This is a genomic window from Pseudomonas sp. P129, assembly GCF_020312195.1.
GTDB lineage: Bacteria > Pseudomonadota > Gammaproteobacteria > Pseudomonadales > Pseudomonadaceae > Aquipseudomonas > Aquipseudomonas fragariae.
Genome location: NZ_JAGPYS010000002.1, coordinates 677,710 through 699,488, shown reverse-complemented (window position 1 = coordinate 699,488; position 21,779 = coordinate 677,710). Strand labels below are relative to the sequence as shown.

General features: G+C 54.0%; 15 protein-coding genes. 9 read left to right on the top strand and 6 right to left on the bottom strand.

The genetic code is table 11. The features are described from left to right. Window positions 1-128 precede the first annotated feature (128 nt). Window positions 129-1,697 carry a TerC family protein gene (locus tag KBY02_RS08245; RefSeq protein ID WP_129450219.1) on the top strand — a complete coding sequence of 523 codons (1,569 nt, stop codon included), beginning with the start codon at window positions 129-131 and terminating at the stop codon, window positions 1,695-1,697. Between the two features lie 70 nt (window positions 1,698-1,767). Here the strand turns inward: KBY02_RS08245 and KBY02_RS08240 are convergent, their stop codons facing one another. The 6 genes from KBY02_RS08240 to KBY02_RS08215 all read right to left on the bottom strand — a co-directional run bounded on the left by KBY02_RS08240 (window position 1,768) and on the right by KBY02_RS08215 (window position 10,017). Further along, the gene (locus KBY02_RS08240; RefSeq protein ID WP_129450217.1) at window positions 1,768-2,343 is read right to left on the bottom strand and encodes a GNAT family N-acetyltransferase; all 576 of its coding nucleotides are present in this window, start codon (window positions 2,341-2,343) and stop codon (window positions 1,768-1,770) included. Window positions 2,344-2,400: 57 nt separating this feature from the next. Continuing rightward, window positions 2,401-3,144 carry a hypothetical protein gene (locus tag KBY02_RS08235; RefSeq protein ID WP_024659955.1) on the bottom strand — a complete coding sequence of 248 codons (744 nt, stop codon included), beginning with the start codon at window positions 3,142-3,144 and terminating at the stop codon, window positions 2,401-2,403. 4 nt (window positions 3,145-3,148) lie between these two features. Continuing rightward, window positions 3,149-6,529 (bottom strand): toxin VasX, encoded by a 3,381-nt coding sequence (locus KBY02_RS08230; RefSeq protein ID WP_225650151.1) that lies wholly within the window; start codon window positions 6,527-6,529, stop codon window positions 3,149-3,151. After that, window positions 6,519-7,400 carry a DUF4123 domain-containing protein gene (locus KBY02_RS08225; protein WP_024643128.1) on the bottom strand — a complete coding sequence of 294 codons (882 nt, stop codon included), beginning with the start codon at window positions 7,398-7,400 and terminating at the stop codon, window positions 6,519-6,521. The genes KBY02_RS08230 and KBY02_RS08225 overlap by 11 nt, the downstream gene beginning before the upstream one ends. Continuing rightward, window positions 7,397-9,427, bottom strand: coding sequence for a type VI secretion system tip protein TssI/VgrG (gene tssI, locus KBY02_RS08220; protein WP_060409344.1), 2,031 nt, complete (start codon window positions 9,425-9,427; stop codon window positions 7,397-7,399). The genes KBY02_RS08225 and tssI overlap by 4 nt, the downstream gene beginning before the upstream one ends. A 71-nt stretch (window positions 9,428-9,498) precedes the next feature. After that, window positions 9,499-10,017 carry an Hcp family type VI secretion system effector gene (locus KBY02_RS08215; RefSeq protein WP_024643126.1) on the bottom strand — a complete coding sequence of 173 codons (519 nt, stop codon included), beginning with the start codon at window positions 10,015-10,017 and terminating at the stop codon, window positions 9,499-9,501. 589 nt (window positions 10,018-10,606) lie between these two features. On the opposite strand from KBY02_RS08215, the gene tssA reads away from it, so the two are divergent. The 8 genes from tssA (at window position 10,607) to KBY02_RS08175 (ending at window position 21,602) form a co-directional block, all read left to right on the top strand. Next, on the top strand, window positions 10,607-12,157 hold the full coding sequence (gene tssA / locus KBY02_RS08210) for a type VI secretion system protein TssA (protein WP_024643125.1): 1,551 nt from the start codon (window positions 10,607-10,609) through the stop codon (window positions 12,155-12,157). A 31-nt stretch (window positions 12,158-12,188) separates the two neighbouring features. Continuing rightward, the gene (gene tssB, locus KBY02_RS08205) at window positions 12,189-12,689 is read left to right on the top strand and encodes a type VI secretion system contractile sheath small subunit (protein WP_003405674.1); all 501 of its coding nucleotides are present in this window, start codon (window positions 12,189-12,191) and stop codon (window positions 12,687-12,689) included. A 28-nt stretch (window positions 12,690-12,717) separates the two neighbouring features. Beyond that, entirely contained in the window at window positions 12,718-14,193 is a 1,476-nt protein-coding gene (gene tssC / locus KBY02_RS08200; protein ID WP_024643124.1) for a type VI secretion system contractile sheath large subunit, read from the top strand. 11 nt (window positions 14,194-14,204) lie between these two features. Continuing rightward, window positions 14,205-14,615 carry a type VI secretion system baseplate subunit TssE gene (gene tssE, locus KBY02_RS08195; RefSeq protein ID WP_003405672.1) on the top strand — a complete coding sequence of 137 codons (411 nt, stop codon included), beginning with the start codon at window positions 14,205-14,207 and terminating at the stop codon, window positions 14,613-14,615. 96 nt (window positions 14,616-14,711) lie between these two features. After that, window positions 14,712-16,499: a type VI secretion system baseplate subunit TssF gene (tssF, locus tag KBY02_RS08190; protein WP_024661250.1), complete on the top strand. Its 1,788-nt coding sequence runs from the start codon at window positions 14,712-14,714 to the stop codon at window positions 16,497-16,499. Continuing rightward, complete coding sequence (gene tssG, locus KBY02_RS08185; RefSeq protein ID WP_058398490.1) at window positions 16,463-17,470, top strand: type VI secretion system baseplate subunit TssG; 1,008 nt, start codon at window positions 16,463-16,465, stop codon at window positions 17,468-17,470. Before tssF ends, tssG begins: the two co-directional genes overlap by 37 nt. 9 nt (window positions 17,471-17,479) lie before the next feature. Next, on the top strand, window positions 17,480-20,071 hold the full coding sequence (gene tssH / locus KBY02_RS08180; RefSeq protein ID WP_116894118.1) for a type VI secretion system ATPase TssH: 2,592 nt from the start codon (window positions 17,480-17,482) through the stop codon (window positions 20,069-20,071). Further along, a complete protein-coding gene (locus tag KBY02_RS08175; RefSeq protein WP_172452209.1) occupies window positions 20,058-21,602 on the top strand; it encodes a sigma-54 interaction domain-containing protein in 1,545 nt (514 codons plus the stop codon). Before tssH ends, KBY02_RS08175 begins: the two co-directional genes overlap by 14 nt. Window positions 21,603-21,779: the final 177 nt, after the last annotated feature.

The window sequence follows — 21,779 nt, the reverse complement described above, 5'->3', positions numbered from 1 at the left end:
ACTGTATGGATTCCGGCAGACCTTCGCGTCCTGACGCTGCAACGCCATGCCTGATGTTCAGCCATGGTGTCTGGTCTACAGTGACCAATAACCACTCCTGCCATTTTTATCGTGAGGCTGCATAACCCATGGAATGGATCGCTGATCCCACGGCATGGCTTGGCCTGCTGACCCTTATCGTGCTGGAACTGGTGCTGGGCATCGACAACCTGGTGTTCATCGCCATCCTGGCCGACAAGCTGCCCCCTGAACAACGCGACAAGGCGCGCGTCATTGGCCTGTCGCTGGCGTTGATCATGCGTCTTGGCCTGCTGGCGAGCATCTCGTGGATGGTGACCCTGACCGAGCCGTTGTTCGAGGTGTTCGGCAAGACGTTCTCCGGTCGCGACCTGATCATGCTGTTTGGTGGTGTGTTCCTGCTGTTCAAGGCCACCATGGAACTGCACGAGCGTCTGGAAGGGCATGTCGCCCAGCGCGCCGGTAATGCGGGCTATGCGTTGTTCTGGCCCATCGTTGCGCAGATCGTCGTACTGGACGCCGTGTTTTCGCTGGATGCGGTGATTACCGCCGTCGGCATGGTCGAGCACCTGTCGGTGATGATGATCGCGGTGATCTTCTCCATCGGCCTGATGATGATTGCCAGCAAGCCGCTGACCAAATTCGTCAACAGCCGCCCGACGGTGATCATGCTGTGTCTGGGCTTCCTGATGATGATCGGTTTCAGCCTGACCGCCGAAGGCCTGGGCTTCCATATTCCCAAGGGCTATCTGTATGCGGCCATCGGCTTCTCGATCCTCATTGAGGTGTTCAACCAGATCGCCCGCAAGCGCGGCAAGAAGTCGGCCCATGGCCACCTGCCGCGCCGCGAGCGGGCAGCCCACGCGGTGATGCGCCTGTTGGGCGGTCGCAAGCTGGAGTCTGGTGACGTCGATGAGGAAATCACCGACATGCTGGATGGGGAAAGCAGCGAGCCGGTGTTCGACCGTCGTGAGCGTGTGATGATCAGCGGCGTACTGCAGCTGGCAGAGCGGCCGATTCGCACTGTGATGACGCCGAGGGCGGAAGTTGACTGTATCGACCTGAACGACAGTGCCGAAAAGATCCGTCTGAAACTGATGCACTCGTCCTACTCGCGTCTGCCGCTGATTGGCGAGCGCGGTATCGATGAGCCGCTGGGCTTCGTGCACAAGAAAGAGCTGTTCAAGGAGCTGTTGTCCGGCAACGAGCCCGACTTGAAACTGATGTCGCGCAAGGCAATCAACCTGCTGGAAAGCTTCACCATCCTCAATGCCCTGGAGCAGATGCGCAAGGAATCGACGCACATCGCCTTTGTGGTCAACGAGTTTGGTGACTTCATCGGTGTATTGAGCATGACCGACATTCTTGAGTCCATCGCTGGCCAGCTGCCTGACGCCAGCGAAGTGGAAGGCCCGGACATCGTCGAGCAGGGCGAGGACTTCGTGGTATCGGGTGCCTTGAACCTGAGCCTGATTCGCGAGCGCACCGGCTTCCAGGCCAAAGCGACCGAGGATTATCAGACCCTGGCCGGACTGGTCATGAGCCTGCTGGATCGCCTGCCGTCTACCGGCGACAGCCTCAGCTGGCAGGGCTGGAACCTGCACGTCGTCGGTGTGGAAGAGCGCCGAGTGACTCGGGTATTGCTGCAGAAGCAGCCCGACATGGGGGCTGGCAAATAAGCACCGAGCTGTAATGCAAAACGGGGCCTGCTCATGCTGAGCAGGCCCCGTTTTCATGTGCGCGTCATGCTTATTTTCGACGCGGACGCGACACCACGGATTCGATATTCTTGCGGCCAATCAGCTTGGGCTGCGCAGGCTCTTTGGCCACCGGGTCATCAGCCAGCCACTTGAACATCACCAGACAATCCACCAGGCCCAATCGGGCATGACGATAAGCCTTGGGCAACCGCCCGACCGTCTCGAAACCCAGCTTGTTCCACAACCCGACCGCCACCTCATTGCTGGCGACCACCGAATTGAACTGCATCGCCAGGAACCCGCTGTCGCGCGCCAGTTGCTGCGAATGCTCGCACATCAACCGCGCCACACCGCGCCCTCGCGCCGCGTCCGTCACCATATAGCCACAGTTGCAGACATGATTGCCCGGGCCTGCCGCATTGGCCTTCAGGTAATAGCTGCCCAACAGCTGGCCATCTTCCTCGGCAATCAGCGTGTGCAGCGGCGCCTTCATCCACAGATCGCGAGCCTGCTCCTGAGTGAGGGCAGGGTCGTAGGCGTAGGTTTCCTGAGCGATGACGACAGCCTGAAAGGTGGGCCAGAAGCGCTCGAAATCTTCCGGTGTCATGGGGCGGATCTGGATCATGGTGAGGCCTTGGTGGGTATGGCTTGAAATTCCGGCGTGTACGTTAGCTTGGGTGTGCTACCACTTCCAGGCTTTTTCGGTGAACTCGGCCGTGGAGGGGAGCACGGTGTGGAGAAAGCTCAGGTACTTGTTGAACAGTACCTCGTGCTGGAAGCGGGCCTCGAAGCCGAGAGTGACGTCGGTGCGGTGCGTGATGATCATCAAGCGTTTGCGGTCGACAGTGACGAAGTTGTACTCGCCCCATGGCAGGCTTTGTTCGTGGTGGATGGGGTTTTCCCAGTTGAGTAGCTTGATCGCTGCGATAAAGGCCATGGCGACAGGGCCGACCAGGAAGAGCAGTGAGCCGGTGAGTATGGCGACGAATACGAACAGCATGATCACGGCGATGGCGATGCCTTTGAAAAAGGAAGAGGCGAAGTCGGGGTAGTGGAGGTAGTACTCGAGGTGGGCTCTGTCGGTTTTGATGGTGTAGTTGTAGATGGTTTTTTGGCGGACGCCTAACGCTATGATGTAGATGGCGGCGCCCGCAAATGTGTACACCAGAAAAAGTGCCTCAGAGGGCTTCTCTAGATAGACATCCCTGCCAAGCCATATGCAGAAGCTCATGGGCAGCGCGCATATAAATATCGTACCTAGCTGGGTCCAAAATATTTCATTGGGGGATCTTGCCATGGTTTTTATGGACCAGTTAAAAATATCGTTGCTCGCTAGGCTCGGACTGATTATTTTAGCATTACCTGAATCATCAGCGATGTTGTTTTTTGTTTTTTGCAAGATAGGGGCTTTCGTTTTATCAGTCATGATGTTATTCCGCTATTTCAAGTGTCAAGGTGCTGATTCGACTAGACGCTTTTATTTCCAGTTCGACATGTGCCAGCCCGTCGACTGCTGTATCTCCCTGACTATCAAGTTTCAGTTGAAACAGGTAGCCTACGTCCTGTTGACCAGGTCTTATCAGACTGTCGGGATACCATATTTGTAGTTCCAGATACGTTGCGTCTTTCTCAAGCGGCACCCAGGTTTCCCAAACAACATCTTCACTTTCAGGGGGCATAAGCGGAAATGTGAAATCTTCTTGGGCTTTGCGAGCGGGCTGATTGACAAGCTTTTTAAATTGATCAACCTTCTTGAACTGTCCTCTGTCGAGAAAGGGGGCGAGTATCGGGTCATCAATTTTTGCTACAGGCAGCACGCCCAGTGGACGTTTACTACTGATGATATTGAAATGTACTGATTGTCCGCGCACTGCGCTTGGCAGAAGAATTTGCACACCAGCACCGTATTGTACCGGAGCGCTATAGGGGGTATCTCTACCAAAATAATGGTCTTCGTCGCGTGTGGTGCTTTTAACATGAACCTGAGGGCTCAGCTGTATCGTGAGCAGAGCAAGTTTTTCTTCAAGTTGACCATCTGCATCTGTTGAATAATGGTAGTTGATTGATTTGGACCAGCTGCATTTTCGCAGCCACCATCCAACGCTATCTTGCTTGAAATAATTCAACGCCATATTAGTCAATAGATAAATCACACCTGTTAGCAGAATTGCTACGCTAAACCACGGGTTCATTGCAACCAATGTATAAGAACTGGTTGGAAGAATTCCTGCAGCGAGCTGGAATGTGCTGCCTATCGCCATAAGGCCTACTGAACCAAATTTTATACGTGTGACAGTTGCCTCTTCAGTTGTTTTTGTTTTAGTCAGGTCATCGTAGATGTCTATCAACTCCAACGTAGACGCCGCTATCCCAAACGCCCCCATCGCCACCATCGAAACCTTGAACCCCCGTATCGCACCACTCCACGCCGCATTTCCCTTCGCCCTCCAGTAACCCGCAGAGCGATCCAGAATCCCCACATTCTTGCCATCGATCAGCACCGGCGTCGCATCCCTGATAATTGCCCACGGCGCTTCAACAAACACCGCCATCAACAAGTTAAAGCTATACCCCAACCCATACGTCACCTTGCCGATGTCCTTGGCACTGAATTCTCCATCCCGAGTAAGGTCGCGATAGGTGAAGGCGGTGTTGATGAAGTTGAGCATGATCACGCCCCAGGTGATCGAGCCGGCAATCCCACCCAGTCCATCGAACCAGCGCCTGGCGGTGCTCAGCCATTCTTTGGTGATGGCTTTGCCGGACTGGAAGTGCAGGCGAATCTCGTCCTGCAACTGCCTGGCGTATTGGTTGTTCTGAAAGTCGAGCAGGGCGGGCATGCTCAGTTCGTGCAGGCGAAGCTTTTGCTCGAGCGCGCGCAGGTGGCTGGCGATGCTTTTACGGGGGTTGTAAGCGGTTGGGTAGAGCCAGCTGCGGCGGGTGTCGCTGATCTGTTTGTTGAGTACCTGCCACTCACTGATCCAGTTTTTCAGCTTCGCGAGCATTGTGTGATCGATTGCAACACGCGCCTTTGAGTCGAGCAAAATCTGGCCGATCAACAGTGTTTGAATCAGAGCGACGATGTTCTGCTGCTTGCCCACCGCCATGCGGCTGTCTATGGGCACCCAGGCCAGCAGGATACTTTCGAACGTTGCCTTGCCTGCGCTGCTGGCCAGTTGGCCGAGGGCTTTGAAGGTGTCCTGAACAGGTTGTTTCAGCGCCTTCATCCACGGCTTGTCGGCAAAGCCCTGGTGATTGAGCGTGCCGTTGAGTTCGCCGATGCGGGTGGCCAGGTTGGTGATGTCGCCGAGGCCGTTCAGCAGCGCGTTGGCCTCCTGATGCAGCGCGTGTTTGAGCGCCGGTGAGAAGCCGTAGCGCAACGTGCCAAACAGGCTGCTGTCGTTGGTTTCCTGTTCGGCGAGCCAGGCGCTGGCGGCGTTGTCCTGAGCGTAAATGATCTGCAGGTTGAGCATGAGCGTTTGCAGGTACAGCAGGCTTTCAGGGTGAGAGGTGTCGATAAACAGCTTGAGCGGTTCTGTACCCAGATGAGTCGACCATTGCCGGAAATCGCTTTGCGTGTCACGCACCTGTTGCAGAAGTGTGTCGCCGGTTGGCAGGTGCTGCTGAAGGTACGCACGGGCACCACTCAGATCGACCTCGCGACGCCATTTGTGGCGATCTTTCCAGGCTTGCAGGGCCTGGTCGGAGGGCGCGCTGCCGTATCGCATTTCAATCGATTTGCGCATATCCAGGCTCTTGAACATGTCCGGCATCAGCAGAAAATCGCCGGGAACGTTACTGCCGCTGATCTGCGCTTCCTCAAGGATGCACTGCTCGAAGTAAGCTTCGAGCTCGCCCAGATACTGGTGAGTGAGCGCGGCATTGCCGCGTACCGATGCCGGCAGTTTCTCCGGTTCACTTTCAGCGCCACATAGCGTGGTGACGGTCTGGGCAATCTGGATCTTGTGTTCGTGTTCGGCTTGCCAGTTGCGGTAAGCGGCCTGATCGGCGGCCAGTTGCATGCCCAGATCATTGAAAATGGCCAGTGGATCATCAAGAGCAATGAGCAGGGAGCTGTCCTGATCTTCAACGCTGCCCTGCCAGAAAACGTCAGCGCCGATTGGTGAAAACAGCGGATCGGCTTCCTCGCTGGAGGCCTTGGATGTGGGGATCGCCGAGTCTGCAAAGCGGTCATCATCGACCACATACTCCTTGTCGATGTCCGCCACCGCTTCGGCGATACGGTTCAACGGCAAGGTATCCGGCTCGGCCATGGTCATGCAATAGCGCTTCAGATCCAGCATTTTCATCCATGACGCGCGGCTTGCCGGATTGGAGCGCAGGTGTTCGCAGATTCGCCACGTCCACTGCTGCGCTGAAAAAGCGATGTGAAGCCGGTTGTTTCGCGGATACAGCAGAAAAGGCTTGCCGTCGCTGCCGCCACTGCGCTGGTCACTGCCAAGCTGCGCATCGGTCCAGACAATACGGCTCAGGTTGCCTGTGGCGGCTGACACCGCGTACTCATGCAACGTCTCGGCTGTTTCGTCGTAGACATACACATAGCCGTCATACAGTTGGCGAAGGGTATAACTGCGTGTTTTCAGCTTCGGCATCACCGCCCAGCGGCTGCCCTTGAGTAGCGGTTTCAGCTTCTCGGGCGCGGCATCGTAGCGGGAGCGGTCCAGCGCATAGCGCACTGGCACGATGGCGACCTCAGGTTTTCGGAAGGGGCACAGACTGGTGGCCGTGGCGGGTATCTTGGCGAACGTTGCAGCACGTCGTTGCGAATGTGTGCCGGATTTATCGGTCATGCGTGGCATCCCTGTCTATACGAACTTTCTGACGGTATTCATCGAGTCCGGTTACGCGGAGTTCCGGGGGCAAGCGCTGTTGCTCGGGGTGTTGAGCACACCAGGATTGGTAGTGGCCCTGTGGCGAGCTCGCAAAGCCAAGACCCCAGTCGTGGCAGATGTCTGCCCAGGTCGCCAATGCATATTCACTGACCAGCCCCCACTCAATTGCGCTGTCCACGACATGCGTCAGCCAGATTTCGATCTGATCGTCGCTCTGGTCCAGAAAGGCCAGCGGATCCTGCTTTTTGACCCATTCATAAATTCGCCCTTCGAAGAGCCATCGATAGCAGCTTTCGAAGGCTTGCAACTGACGTTCGCTCACCAGAGAAAAATGCGATCGAGAGACTTTTTGCGCACGTTCGTTAACAAATGTCGTGATCGCTGGATCGAGGTTTTGTTGCCAACTGCGCTGGGGGCTCTGAACCCAAAGTTGATCGATTGGGCCTAGCGTCGAGCTCAAATGTTCAGGGTCATAGCTCGATAGCCAGTAGTGCATCACCAGCGGATCTGCGAAGCGCAGCAGACTTGAATGACCGAGATAATCAAGGGGGCTCAGGAAACGCTGCAAATGTTCAGAGACGATTTTCAAGGACGCATTGCTGGAAAAAATGCAGGCGTCGATACGTTGTTCAGGATGTCGATGCCACTGCGCAATGAGTTCGGAGGGATGAGCCGTGCGCACAAGTACAGGGCCTAAATCCATGATCTCCGCCCACCGTGTGCCGAGATAAAGCGGAGCGATCTCGATAGGCTCGTCGTACTGGTATAGCTGCTTTACGGCGTCAGGTCTCAGCACTCCGTCAATCAACAGGTAATTGGCTTGATTCATTTTTTCGTTTCTTCGGTTGCTTGCGAGCATTGGCTACAAAGTGGGCTGCGTGTCATTGCCTGTCGCTGTGCGGAGATCAGCATGTCACCTGATTCGCCAGCTTCTGGTCGCTCTGCATTGCCTGGAAGTAGCGGGGTTGCTCCAGAGCCGTTTCCGGGGCTGCCCCCCGAATTGAGCTTTATCTGAGACCCGTTCACGGTCACGCCACTGGCATCAATCTTGATAAAGGAGCCGCCTGCTTTTAGCGTGATTTCCAGCCCCGCCTCGATGATCAGTTTGTTACCGGCTTTGAGGTGGATTTCCTGTCCGGCGTGGGCCAGTAATCCATCACCCACTCTGATGTGCCGGGTTCCGCCCACCGTGACGTGATCGCTCGCTTTTACCTCGGTCAGCCGGTCGCCATCGACAGTCCGATGTTCCTCGGTCTTGAACTCGCTATAGCTGTTGCCTTCGATCCGCTCATGCCGATGATGACCGACCCGGATTTTCTGCTCATGCTCGATGTTCTGCTCCCAGTCGCGCTGGGCATGAATGTAGATCTGCTCCTGACCGGCCCGGTCTTCGATGCGCAGTTCGTTGGAACCATTGCCACCGGGGCTGCTCAGGGTCTTGAATACACTGCGCGTCTGATGTGCAGGCAGGTCGTAGGGCGGGACGTGCTCTGCGTGGTACAGGCAGCCGCTGACCAATGGACGGTCAGGGTCGCCGTCAAGGAACGTCACCAGTACTTCCATACCGACTCGCGGGATGACCATGCTGCCGTAGTGATTACCGGCCCAACCGGACGAAACCCTTACCCAGCAACTGCTCCGATCATTGGCCTGCCCCTCGCGGTCCCAATGAAACTGCACTTTGACCCGACCGTGCCGGTCGCAGTGTATTTCCTGATCTTTCGGACCGGTGACCACAGCAGTCTGGCTGCCGAATATTCTTGGCTTGGGATGATGCCGGGGAGGGCGATACGAGGCTTGCCACGGTGTAGCGAGAAAGGTATTGCGATAGCCCTGATGAAAGTCACCCTTGTCCTGTAATGCATAGGCGGACTCCTCAAGCCCCTGCGGCTGGCGGCCCTCGTGACGAACCTCGGTCAACAGCCACAGGTCGTTCCATTCCTCGTTGGGGTGCTCGCGCAAAGGTAGAAAATGGCCGCTGACCAAGGTGGGTTGATCACTTTGGCCATCGCCCAGCCGGTAATCCTGGCGATGGCGCTCAAGTGCCCGACTCGCCAGATGCGCGCCCCGACCCCGGTGAGTGAAGCCGCCCGGATATTCATAGTTCTCCAGCTCCGGCCAGGCGTTGTCATACGCCGAACCTTCCATTTTCAGAAGCGGTTTTTCAAAGTGATAATCGCGGCGGGTAACGCTGTTTGTACGTGTTTCCAGGCGCAACCTGAAGCGCTTGATGACCGAATCACCGGGCACCAGGCCGCTGTCCTGCTTATAGATAACCGGCCTTAGTTTCGGAAATACGGTCTGGTCATCACCAAACACCAGTTGATGTGCCGTGTGGCTGTGTTTGAAGTGGTAATGCAGGCCTTCCTCTTCGCAAAGCCGCTGGATGAAGTGCAGGTCCGACTCGCCATACTGAACGCAGTATTCGCGCTCCGGGTAAGTCGTACCAAGCTGGAAGCTGTAGGCATCGCCCATCAGGTGATGTTCTTCCAGTACCTGCTCAATGATCTTCTGTACCGTGCGATTCTGAAAAATACGCTGATTGGTACGGTGTCTGAGCCGTGCCAGGTTCGGTCGCAAGGTGACTGAGTAGTGTGTAAGACGCCTGCCGGAATCGCCTTGGGAAACCTGATCGATCATTCCATGAATGCCGTTGCCCCTGGATGTGTACTGCAGAAATGCGGGGCAATTCAGCAGGCTTTCGAGATCCATCGACGTGCGCTCGCTGACCAGCTCAAGCTTGAAACAGAAGGGCTGATTGATAGCTTCGTGGCCGGTAAAGGAAAGGATTTGAAAATCATGCTCAGGGCCGTCGACGCTCAGGCTGAAGTAAGGTCGATCAGCGGGGTTCAGCATCATAGGGACCACCGTGTCTAGCCGGTTTATAAAAACCCCGCCGATCCTGTCGAACCGCCGGGGCAGCGGAGTTATGCCGACTTCGGACTTCTCCAGTCATCAGACCCGGTAGTAGTGGCCTTTACGTGGTCCCAGGTTATTTTGCGATAGCTGAATTGAACGTCCTCCAGGTGTCCAAAGTGCGAGTTCTGCGGATCCTGGCAGTTGTGCATGTAGGACTTGATGTTGACGATGACCGCATCCTCCAGGGTGGTGGTGTAATAGTGTTCCTGCTTGCCATCGATGGACGTCCGGTACCACTTGATTTCGACTTTGCTTAGTGTTGAGCCTGAGCAAAGAGCCTCCAGAAGCAATGGCGAGGTCTTGTCGAAAATTTTCGTGACACACGCAGGACCATGAATGCGTTGGCCAGTAGGCTGGCCTGACTGAGGATCACAGGGTGTAATGATGTTATGGCTGAATGCCTGGATTATTGCTTCATCTTCATGGCCTTCCTGATAGACGTTGCCGACAGAGTCTGCTGTGAAAGCTCCTGCTGTCAGTATTTTCTGATTGGCGTCTATGACAGTCATATAGGCGGGTGTAGGCATTAACGTCCTTCCTTACAGTCGGTGGCGCCTCACAAGCGAATTGGCTTGGAGATCGAAGCATCGCTATAACAAGTTACGTGCCAGGTATCTCTTAAGTCAGTATTGTCAGCTGATTTGGCTATGAGGGTGACGCTCGTTGTGAATTTTTTCGAGTAACTTGCGCAAGTTTCTGCACACTATTTTCATTTTTTTGCGCAGCTTTCCAGGATTCTATCCAAATATATCCATATTTCTATATCTGGTCTTTTTGTGCGGAAGGTCATGGGTTTTGTACGTGCTATTGGCAAGGTTGCTGGCCGTTTAATGGCGCCTCCTGGGTGAGTTTTAAGCCAAATATATATGTGTGTTCTGATGAGCATGTGATAGCGTGTTTAGTCAATAGATAGTTAGGTTGTTAAATATTTTGGTACATAAATTATATGCGTTCCTACGTATTCTCTTCGTTTGTTTGTAAGAATTTTCCGAAAGTCTACTATCTATCAAGTGTCATCTTGCTTGCTGGTTTTTATGACGATAAGGTCTGCCTGGCTTTATGAGTGGTTAGACAATTCGTTCACAATGAAATGCACGGCGTGCGGGAATATGAGCAGTGGCCAGTAAAGACAAGCTCTCTATTCGATATCTGGATCTGGCCCGGCATCCTGTCGCAACGGGTGATTATGCAGGCGAAGACATCCGTTTTTCTACGGCGTTTGAAGCCTTGGAGCGTGAGTTGGGCGGTGCACAGGCCATTCTCGGGGAAGTGAATGTAGACTGGCTGCGGATCAGAGAGGGCTGCGAACATATCCTTTCAAATCAGTCCAAAGACCTGCGCGTCGCCAGTTGGCTGGCGTGGGCTCTATATGAATGCGAGTCTGTTAACGGATTATCTGCGGGGCTGGGATTGATTCATTATGTGTGCAAAGAGCATTGGCTGCTTTTTCATCCCAAAAAATTACGAACACGTTCAGCGGCCATGCAATGGCTCTTGCTGAAACTCGACAAGGCGCTGGGAGAGGATATTTCCATTACTCACCAGCTTCCTGAATTCCAGCAACTGCTCAGACAGCTTGATGGCCTGGATGAAATATTTAATCTGTATCTGGGAAGTGATGCCCCGTTGCTGCTGCCGTTGCGAAGACGGCTCGCCCGTATGATTCAGCGCGCTGAGCAAGTTGAGAAAGAGCCTGTCAAGGTGGTGGAGCGCGTCAAGCAGGCTGCGGTCCAGTTATTTTCAAGTGACTCTCACATCGACAACGAGAAAGACGCCCAGCGGACTTTAAGTGTGCAGGAGTACTCCGTACGTAGCCTTTGCAGATGGTGGCTTAAGCAAAAAACGACAGATCCGCGAGCTTTCCGCCTGGGTCGTTCGCAGACCTGGTATGCAGTGGACAGTCTTCCTGAAAGAAACAGTGAAAAAATAACCCCGTTAAGGAGGTTGCCCGCTGACAAATTAAGCAATTACCAAGAGCGATTCGAACAGGGTCTTTACGCAGACCTTATTGTGGATGTTGAAGCAAGTCTTGCGGGGTCGCCTTTTTGGTTTGATGGTCAGCGAATGGTCTGGAACTGTCTGAAAGCCCTGGGGGGCGAAGCGGCAATGCGCGAAGTGGAAGCTCAGTTTGCTTTGCTTTTAAAGCGCATTCCAGACCTTGTTGAACTTCGCTTTCACGACGGTGTGCCGTTTGCAGACGCGGAGACATTACAGTGGATCGCCACTTATATCCTGCCTGCCGAGGTCCATGTCGGAAATGCGTATGGCAGCGAAAGTCAGCATGACGCCTCAGAACGAAATTCGTTGTACCACGATGCACTGCCGGTTTTGCAGACAAAAGGGCTGAAAGCTGCTGTGCAATTAGTGAGTGATCGAATGAATGGTTTAGAGGGCGGGCGAGAGCGATTTTTCTGCAAACTATGCATCGCACGTCTCTGTATCGATGCAAATAAATATGAGTTAGCGAAGGTTCAACTTGAGTCTCTTGATCAGGAGTTTCAATCAGCAAGCCTCCCGGCATGGGAACCCACGATCTTCCTCGACGTGTCGCGCTTGTTATATAGCTGTTATGAGCGAATGGCTCTTAACGATAAGGCAGCAGCGCGCAAAGAAGTGATTTACCAGAGGTTGTGTCATCACGACCTTGAAAGATTTATTGATGGCTAACGTACAGTTTAATAAATTGAGGGGAAATGGAATGGCCAGAGAAGGCTCTGTAGCGCCCAAAGAGCGGATCAACGTGACGTTCAAGCCTGCTGTTGGTGGTGCGCAGGAAGAAATAGAGCTGCCACTTAAGTTGCTGGTTCTTGGCGATTTCATACAGCGCGCGGACGAGCGAAAGCTTGAGGACCGTAAATCAATCAGTATCGACAAGAACAATTTCGATGATGTGTTGGCGAAGCAGGAGCTTGAGCTGGTACTGAATGTACCTGACCGCTTGCAGGCTGAAAGCGGGGCTGACGATCTCACTGTCAGCATCAAGGTCTCTTCGATGAAAGACTTCAACCCTGCCAGTCTCGTCGAACAGATTCCTGAGCTTAAAAAGTTGATGGAGCTGCGCAACGCCCTCATGGCGCTCAAGGGGCCGTTGGGGAACATGCCTTCTTTTCGTAAGGCCATCGAGCAGGTCATTACGGATGAAACATCGCGTAAGAACGTGCTGGATGAGCTTGGCCTGGATGTCGCGGCGCAACAGTAACATCGGACCCATTGTCAGGAATTAACATATGAACACAAAAGCCATACCGCAGCGCGATGCAAGTGAACTTCACCATGGAATTCTCGATCAGATTATTGCACATACCCGATTAGAGCCTTGTGACGACGCCTATGGTATTGCCAAGCGAGGGGTGGCTGCATTTATTGAAGAACTGCTGAAACCGCGTAATAACGACGAGCCGGTCAAAAAAGCGCTGGTTGATCGGATGATTACCGAGATTGACGTCAAGCTGAGTCGCCAGATGGACGAGATCATCCATCATGCAGAATTTCAGGCGTTGGAAGCATCATGGCGCGGGCTGCAGTTACTGATTGATAGAACCGATTTTCGCGAAAATATAAAAATTGAGTTGTTAAGTGTTTCCAAGCAAGATCTTCTGGACGATTTTGAAGACTCGCCTGAAGTGGTTCAATCGGGCCTCTACAAACATGTCTATACCGCTGAATATGGTCAGTTTGGCGGTAATCCCGTAGGCGCGATCATTGCCAATTATTTCTTCTCGCCAAGCGCTCCCGATGTGAAGACCATGCAGTACGTTTCAAGCGTTGCCTGCATGGCGCATGCACCTTTTATTGCGGCCGCAGGCCCCAATTTTTTCGGGCTTGAGCAGTTCACCGGTCTGCCCGACCTAAAGGATCTGAAAGATCACTTCGAAGGGCCGCAGTTCGCCAAATGGCAAAGCTTTCGGCAGCGGGAAGACGCGCGTTATTTCGCACTGACAGTACCGCGTTTTCTTTTACGCAGCCCCTACGGGCCGAAGGAAAATCCGGTGAAGACGTTTGCCTATGAGGAAAACGTCTCGAACGACCACGAGCACTATTTGTGGGGCAATACGGCCTATGCATTTGCTACCAAGCTGACAGACAGCTTCGCCAGATTTCGGTGGTGCCCCAACATCATTGGTCCTTTGAGCGGTGGTGCTGTTGAAGACCTGCCTTTACACCACTTCCACAGCATGGGTGAAATCGAGACCAAGATTCCGACTGAGGTACTGGTGTCTGACCGTCGTGAATACGAGCTGGCGGAAGAGGGCTTTATCGCATTAACCATGCGCAAGGGCAGCGACAACGCAGCGTTCTTTTCTGCCAGCTCAGTACAGAAGCCCAAGTTTTTTGGCAACAATCCAGAGGGGAAAATAGCCGAGCTTAATTACAAGCTAGGCACTCAACTGCCCTACATGATGATCGTCAATCGCCTCGCACATTACCTCAAGGTGCTGCAGAGAGAGCAGATAGGTTCCTGGAAAGAGCGAGCGGACCTGGAGAGTCAGCTTAACAAATGGATACGTCAGTACGTTGCGGATCAGGAGAATCCGAGTTCAGAAGTGCGTGGCAGACGACCGCTGCGCACGGCACAGGTCATTGTCAGTGATGTTGAGGGTGATCCTGGCTGGTACCGGGTCAGTCTGAATGTTCGTCCTCATTTTAAGTACATGGGCGCTGACTTTACGCTGTCGCTGGTCGGCAAAATGGATAAAGAGTAGATCATCTATTGATGATGAATCCAAAAGGTAGCCTCTTTCAACGCTTGGCAGGTGACGTACTGCAACAGCAGTCTTTTGACAAGGAAGAGCAGTTAATGATGTTGATATCAGCTCATCTGACCAAGATGCTGGGTACGCGCGCCGGTAGCGTAAAGATGCTGCCTGATTATGGTCTCCCTGACTTGAACAATATGGGGCTGAGCCTTGACGATACGCTGAGGCACTCTCGCATGATCATCGAAAAGATGATTCGAACATATGAACCACGATTGTTCGATGTTCACGTGACGGTGGAAGAACACGAAGGTTGTCTGCTGAGGCGAACATTCTCGATCGGTGCGGCTCTGGACATTGCAGGTGTAAAGAAGTCCATTCGATTTTCTGCAATGCTCGGTGGCGACGGCAAAATAAGCATTATTTGAGTAAGTTTTTCGCCTCGCGAGGCGGTGCGCCGATTATCTACAGTTTTATACCCAGATTTTTCATTATCGATTTACGACCGGCCAGGTAGAAAAACGGTGTCATTTAACCTCTATTATCAAGAAGAACTGACGGCTCTCCGAGAGTCTGGGCGTCGCTTCTCCGAGCGTAATCCGGCGCTGGCTCCTTTTTTAGGGCAGGCGGGCAAGGACCCGGACGTAGAACGTTTACTTGAGGGGTTTGCTTTCCTGACGGGCCGTTTGCGTCAAAAGCTGGATGAAGATTTACCTGAGCTGACCCACTCCCTCATGCAGTTGTTATGGCCCAACTACCTTCGACCTCTGCCCTCGGTGAGCATGCTTCAGTTTGACGCTCTGGACGGCTCCGGCCCGGGTTTCGTTGTGGAGCGAGCAACACCTGTAGAAAGCGAACCAGTGAATGATCAGGTGTGCCATTTCCGTACCTGCTTTGCCACTCAGGTATTACCGTTGAAACTGACTCACCTCTATTGTTCGTCAAGCGGGGGCGGGACAACGCTGAAGCTGTGTCTCGCGATGAATGGAGACAGCCATTTAGGCGAGGTAAAGTTCAGTCAGTTGCGCTTGCACCTGGCGGGTGAGCGTCGCGTCAGCCAAGCTATTTACTTCGCGATAATGCAGAAGCTCAAGGGCATCACATTATTGCCTCTTGATGCGATGGGCGAACCGTTACTGAACTCTTCAGGTAAAGCGATCGAACTGATCATTCCTGTGGAACACGTGAAACCTGTAGGCTTCGCTGAAGAGGAGTCGTTGATTCCCTACCCACTCAATACCTTTCGGGGCTATCGCTACCTGCAAGAGTATTTCTTTTTCCCTGAGAAGTTTCTTTTTGTCGATGTTCTCGGTTTCGATGTCATTCACTCATTGACTGACGACCTGCTGAAGCGCGCGCGCGGGCTACAACTTGTTTTTGATGTGCAAGGAAAGGACATGCAACTCCTTCGTCCTACCCTCGAAAACATCAAGCTTTACTGCACGCCGGTCGTGAACCTGTTCAAACAGGATGCCTTGCCCATTCTTGCGGATGCCCGGCAGGACGAATATCTGCTCATTCCTGCGCATTACGCACACGGCGGTTGTGGTGTGTACTCGGTCGATAAGGTGGTTGGCTGGCAGCCTGGAGGGCTGGGCTATCAGAATTACGTACCCTTCGAATCGTTTGAACATGACGCTGCGGTCGATGTGGATAGTGACTCGCCTTACTACAGCGTGAGGCATCGTACTTCGCTGCAGCACAAGGGGCTTGATACATTTTTAAGCTTCGGTCTTCGAGCTGGGCGAACTGACGAGACAATGTCCATTGAGATGACATGCACTAACGGCGACCTTCCGTTGCAAATCAAGGCAGGAGGCCTATGTAAACCCTGTGAGGGCACCCCTGACTTTTTGCGTTTCAGAAATATAACGCCTGCCACGAAAACATTTGCGCCACCCATGGACGGGGATTTTCTCTGGCGTGTGATCAGTAACATGTCGCTCAACTACTTGTCGCTCGAAAATATCGAAGCACTGAAAGTGATTCTCGAAACGTACGATTTGCCTCGGTATTACGATTCGCAGGCAGAGAAAGTCAGTAAGCATCTCCTGGGCGGGTTGAAGTCCATTCGGCACCAACATATCGACTGCCTGCATGACGGGCTGCCTGTAAGGGGAGTCAGGACGGAGTTGACCGTCGAACCTGACGGCTTTGCAGGGGAGGGCAGTTTGTTCTTGTTCGCCTCCGTCCTAAACGAATTCTTTGCGCTCTACGCGAGCCTGAATTCCTTTCACGAACTTCATGTAAAGAGCACACAAGGTGGAGGATACGAATGGGCACCGCGCATGGGCATGCAACCGCTGCTTTAGCCAGGCTGAGTCAGGACATACGGCGGTACTCTGTTTATCAGGCGATACCGCTGATTCTCAATACTTTGCGTGAAATCCATCCCGATACGGATGAGCGCCGCGTTCATGATTTTCTCGAATTGCGGGCAAATCCGGGTCTTGGATTTCCTGGCAGTGATATTGAATGCATGGAGCTTTTTTACGAGCAGGGTCAGCTGCACGTACGACTTGATCTAAATGTGATGAGCCTGGTCGGTTCCGGCTCTCCATTACCCGCTTTTTATGCTGAACAAGCCTTGGGTGAGCGGGACAAGCCTAATGTGACTCGCGATTTTCTGGATATCTTTAATCGTCGATTGCAGATGTTAATGCTCCCCGTATGGCGCAAGTATCGCTATCACGCCATGTTCACCCGTGGCGCGACAGATCCGTTTTCCGAACAGCTGTTTGCACTGATCGGCCTGCACGGGCAGCGCATTCGCGAAACTCCCGAATTGAACTGGAAACGGTTGTTGCCGTATCTGGGGCTCTTGAGCCTGCGCGCTCATTCGGCCGCCTTGATCGAGTCGGTGCTTCGTTATTACTTCAAGCACGCTCAGCTGTTTATCGAGCAGTGCGTTGAGCGAACCGTCGATATTCGCAGCTCTCAGCTTAATTGCCTTGGAGTGACCAATCATCAGTTAGGACGCACTGTTGTTCTGGGTAATCGGGTCCCTGATCGGAGTGGCAAGTTTCGCGTCCACGTGAAAGAACTCGATTGGGAGCGGTTCCACGAATTTTTACCCATCGGCCCCGGCTACCGTCCGTTGGGCGCTCTTGTCCGATTCACGTTACGCGATCCTTTGGACTACGACGTTTGTCTTGAGCTGCGCCATGAAGACATCAGAGAACTGCGCATTGGCCAATCGAACACCTGTCACCTGGGCTGGACCACCTGGCTCGGGCGCGAGCATGCCCTGGGTCTGGTCATGCTCAACAGACCGATACATTAAGGATGACTCATGATCGATGTAGATTTGCAGCAACTCGTCAATGCCCTCGATGCGCCTACACGCGGAGAACTGGAGGGAACGGCCGAACGCTGCGTTTCGAGAGGCAGCAGCAAAATTCTGGTTGAAGACCTGTTGCTTGCCCTGTTGGAAAGACCTGATGGGATACTTGCCCGTGCGTTACTGGACGCCGAGGTTGGGGCTGACGAACTTGCAGGGTTTCTTCACCCGCCAGTCGAGCAAAGTGCTACCCGGAGCCCGGCATTTTCTGCCGAACTTGTTCAATGGCTTCAGGACGCGCTGTTGATTGCCAATCTGGATCTGGGCCAAAGCCTGATTGATCAGTCTGCGTTGATTCTTGCCTTGCTGCGTAATCCCTTGCGCTATGCCGACCGTCCATACCAGCCATTATTGGCGAAGATTAATATCGAGCGCTTTCGCGATCATGCCCTTGCCGAACAGATGCCGGAGGTAACAAAACCGTCAGTGAATCAATGTGATTCGCTGCTCGAACGCTTCACTCATAATCTGACGCAGCAGGCCAGGGAGGGGTTGCTCGATCCTGTGCTGTGCCGTGATGACTGTCTGCGTCAGATGATCGATATCCTGTCTCGTCGACGCAAGAACAACCCCATTGTGGTGGGCGAGGCGGGTGTCGGCAAGACTGCGGTTGTCGAAGGGCTGGCGCTTAAAATCGTTCACGGGGAAGTCCCCGATCTATTGGAAAACGTTGAATTACTGTCTCTGGATATGGGGCTGCTCCAGGCGGGTGCCAGTATCAAGGGCGAGTTCGAGCGTCGTTTGAAGGGCGTGATTGACGAGGTCAAATCCTCATCCAGTCCGGTTATTCTTTTCATCGATGAAGCTCACACACTCGTCGGCGCCGGTGCGCAGGCGGGTGGTTCGGATGCGGCCAATCTGTTGAAGCCGGCATTGGCACGCGGCGAGTTACCGACCATTGCAGCGACGACGTGGGCCGAGTACAGACAATATTTTGAAAAGGATCCGGCGCTTGCACGTCGCTTTCAACCGGTCCGGGTGCTGGAGCCGACAGTAGAGCAGGCCATCACCATTCTGCGCGGGCTTGCTCCGCTATATGAACGTACTCATGGTGTCTATCTGCGCGATGATGCTGTAGTCGCCGCAGCCCGGCTTTCGGCACGCTATCTCACCGGGCGCCAGTTGCCGGACAAGGCAATCGATCTGCTTGATACAGCTTGCGCTCGAGCACGAATCGCTCTGGTCGCCGTGCCTGAGCGTCTTGAATATCTACGAAGCGAGATGGCGCGTCAGCAGAGGCATTTCGAAGCAGCACGGCGTGATGCCAATGCCGGTCTGTCGGTTGATGACAAGGCATTGGATACGCTGGCTGCCGATCTGTCACGGCTGCGGAGCGAGGCTGTAGTGCTGGAGTGTACGTGGGCTGATCAACGGAAAGCCGTCGAGCGTCTGCTGGACCTGCGCAAGCGACTGGCTGACCGAACAGCACAGTCGGCTGAGGCGAATGAGTATGAGTCCATACGCGCGCTTGCGTCCGAGTTGGCCCAGGTTCGACAGACCCTGATCGATATTCAGATGAACGAGCGTCTCGTGAGCTTTGAGGTATGCCCCAGGCTGATAGCTGAAGTAGTGGGTGGTTGGACTGGAATTCCTGTATCGCGTCTGGCTCAGGAGCACAGCCCGGCAATCAACAGCTTTTCCTCAGAACTGCGTATGCGCATCCGGGGTCAGGAGCCGGCGATGCTGACCATTGAAAAGGCAGTCCGGGCATCGGCTGCGGGTTTGAATGCACCCGGTGCCCCAACAGGGGTATTTCTTCTGGTCGGACCCAGCGGAGTGGGCAAGACGGAAACAGCCATTGTTCTGGCTGATCTGTTGTATGGCGGCGAACGTTTTCTCACGACGATCAACATGTCCGAATTTCAGGAGAAGCATACCGTTTCCCGATTGATCGGCGCCCCTCCGGGCTATGTCGGTTATGGCGAAGGGGGGATGTTGACCGATGCCGTTCGATGCAAACCGTATTCAGTCATTCTGCTCGATGAGGTGGAGAAGGCTGATCCGGATGTACTGAATCTGTTCTACCAGATTTTCGATAAAGGCACGGCCAACGACGGAGAGGGCCGGGAAATCGATTTCCGCAACACTCTCATTCTGATGACCTCCAACCTGGGTGCCGATCTGATCCATGCAAGCTGCCAAGAGGGCAGACGACCTGATGTCACGGAGCTGAAAAACAGGCTGAAACCGATACTGAGTGCGCATTTCAAACCGGCATTGCTGGCTAGAATGCGGGTTGTGCCTTATTACCCGATCATGGGGTCGGCGCTGCGTGAACTGGTCGAGTTAAAGTTGGCTCGTCTTGGCGAGAGGCTTCAATCCCGTGGCCTGACCTTCAGCTATTCGCATGATCTGGTTTGCTATCTGCTTGAGCAGTGTGCGCAAGACGACAGCGGCGCCCGGCTGATCGATCAGTTACTGGAGTCCAGTCTGACCCCCTTGATAGCAGACCATTTACTTGGCGCCATGAGCCGTGGTGACAAAGTCGTCAGGGTTCACGCAACACTGGACAGTTCAGGTGGTGTTGTCTGTGAGTTCGAATAAGGTGGTCTCGTCCTTTCATTCGCTACACGACTCATTAGGCTATGCGCAAACATTGGTTTCGCGATACTCGGCGCTCTCCCGATCAGCCGATAGCCAGTCGTTGCAGCATGATTTTGTACTATCTGCTGCCGAGCTCAGTAGCTGCCAGGCAAGCCAGTTGTTTTTGCTCGACGCGAGCCACAAACGCCTCTGCCTTGCTGCGCAGACCGTCGATAGCATCATTCAGCCTGATCAGAAAACGATTTCACTTAAAGACTACTACGACGAGCCTTTACTGCAGTTCTGTCTGCTTCAGAACCGGGTTGTCAGCGTGCCGAAAATCAGCAGCGGTCTTTACGGAACCCGCTTTCTACCGGTAGAGGCGCAAGAGTGGAAATCACTGCTGTGCGTTCCGCTGCACAATCGTGAGCGGACAACTGTCGGGGTGCTGGTATGTGTGAGCAGGCATTCTGGAGAGTTGGAAGGCTACGCAGAATCTCTGGGCGCGCTAGGGTCGTTCGTGATTTCTCAATTATCCGTTCTGCAGTCATCAGCCAGGCTAGTGGGCGCGAGGCTTCATCCGCGCTGGCGCGCCCTACCGGCAGAGCGCTTTGGACTTATAGGGCGTAGCGCTGCCCTGGATCGAACCACCCATCTTCTGAGCAAGATTCTCGACAGTACTTGCACGGTATTGCTGACGGGCGAGACAGGGACAGGCAAGGAGATAGTGTCTCGTGCCATTCACGAACACGGACCTCGTCGCTCCAACGCGCTCGTGGTACAGAATTGCGCCGCCTTTCCGGAAGCCCTTTTGGAAAGCGAACTCTTTGGTTATCGCAAAGGCGCGTTTACCGGCGCCGATCGTGATCGGCTTGGCCTGTTCGACGCAGCGCATGGCGGCACGCTGGTACTCGACGAAATTGGCGATATGCCGCTGCAATTACAGGCAAAGCTTCTGCGGGTCTTGCAGGAGGGCGAGATTCGTCCACTGGGCGGCAACGACGTTCGCAAGGTAGATGTGCGAATCATCGCGGCGACTCATCGCCATTTACCGACATTGGTCGCCGAAGGGCGCTTTCGAGAAGACCTCTATTACCGTCTGGCGCAGTTCCCTATCGAGCTTCCTCCGCTACGTCATCGCGTGGAAGATATCGAAATACTGGCCCGGCATTTCTCCGACATGGCTTGCCAGAATTCACAGCGAGAGCCTGTGCTGTGGTCGGAAGCTGCGTTGAGAGCGTTATCGGGTTACGCCTTTCCTGGAAACGTTCGAGAGCTGAAAGGATTCGTCGAGCGTGCCGTATTGTTATGCGACGACGCGGAGCTGAGACCGGAACACTTTCCCATTGCCACCGACTCGACAAGCCATCCGGCTGGTCTTTCACTGCGTGAGCGCATCGAACAGTTCGAGCGTGGCGTTCTGCTTGAGAGTCTGCGCGACAGCGGCGGTAACCGGAGCCTTGCAGCACGCACGTTAGGGGTGTCGCGGCGCACGCTGCTTTACCGCCTGGCACATCTGAAGATTGGTGCTGCTCATGGACGGCGTACCTAGCCACTCAATAATCACGTTTTAGTTAATTTCTTGTCTGGAGACGTTCCAATGAACTTTCATTGTTGGCGCACTGTGCCTATCACATTCGTTGCGCTGATGTGCCTTGGAGGGTGCAAAGGTCATTTCAAGTTCAGTGATGATCAATACCGCGCGCTGGGCAGTCCAGAACCCTCCATC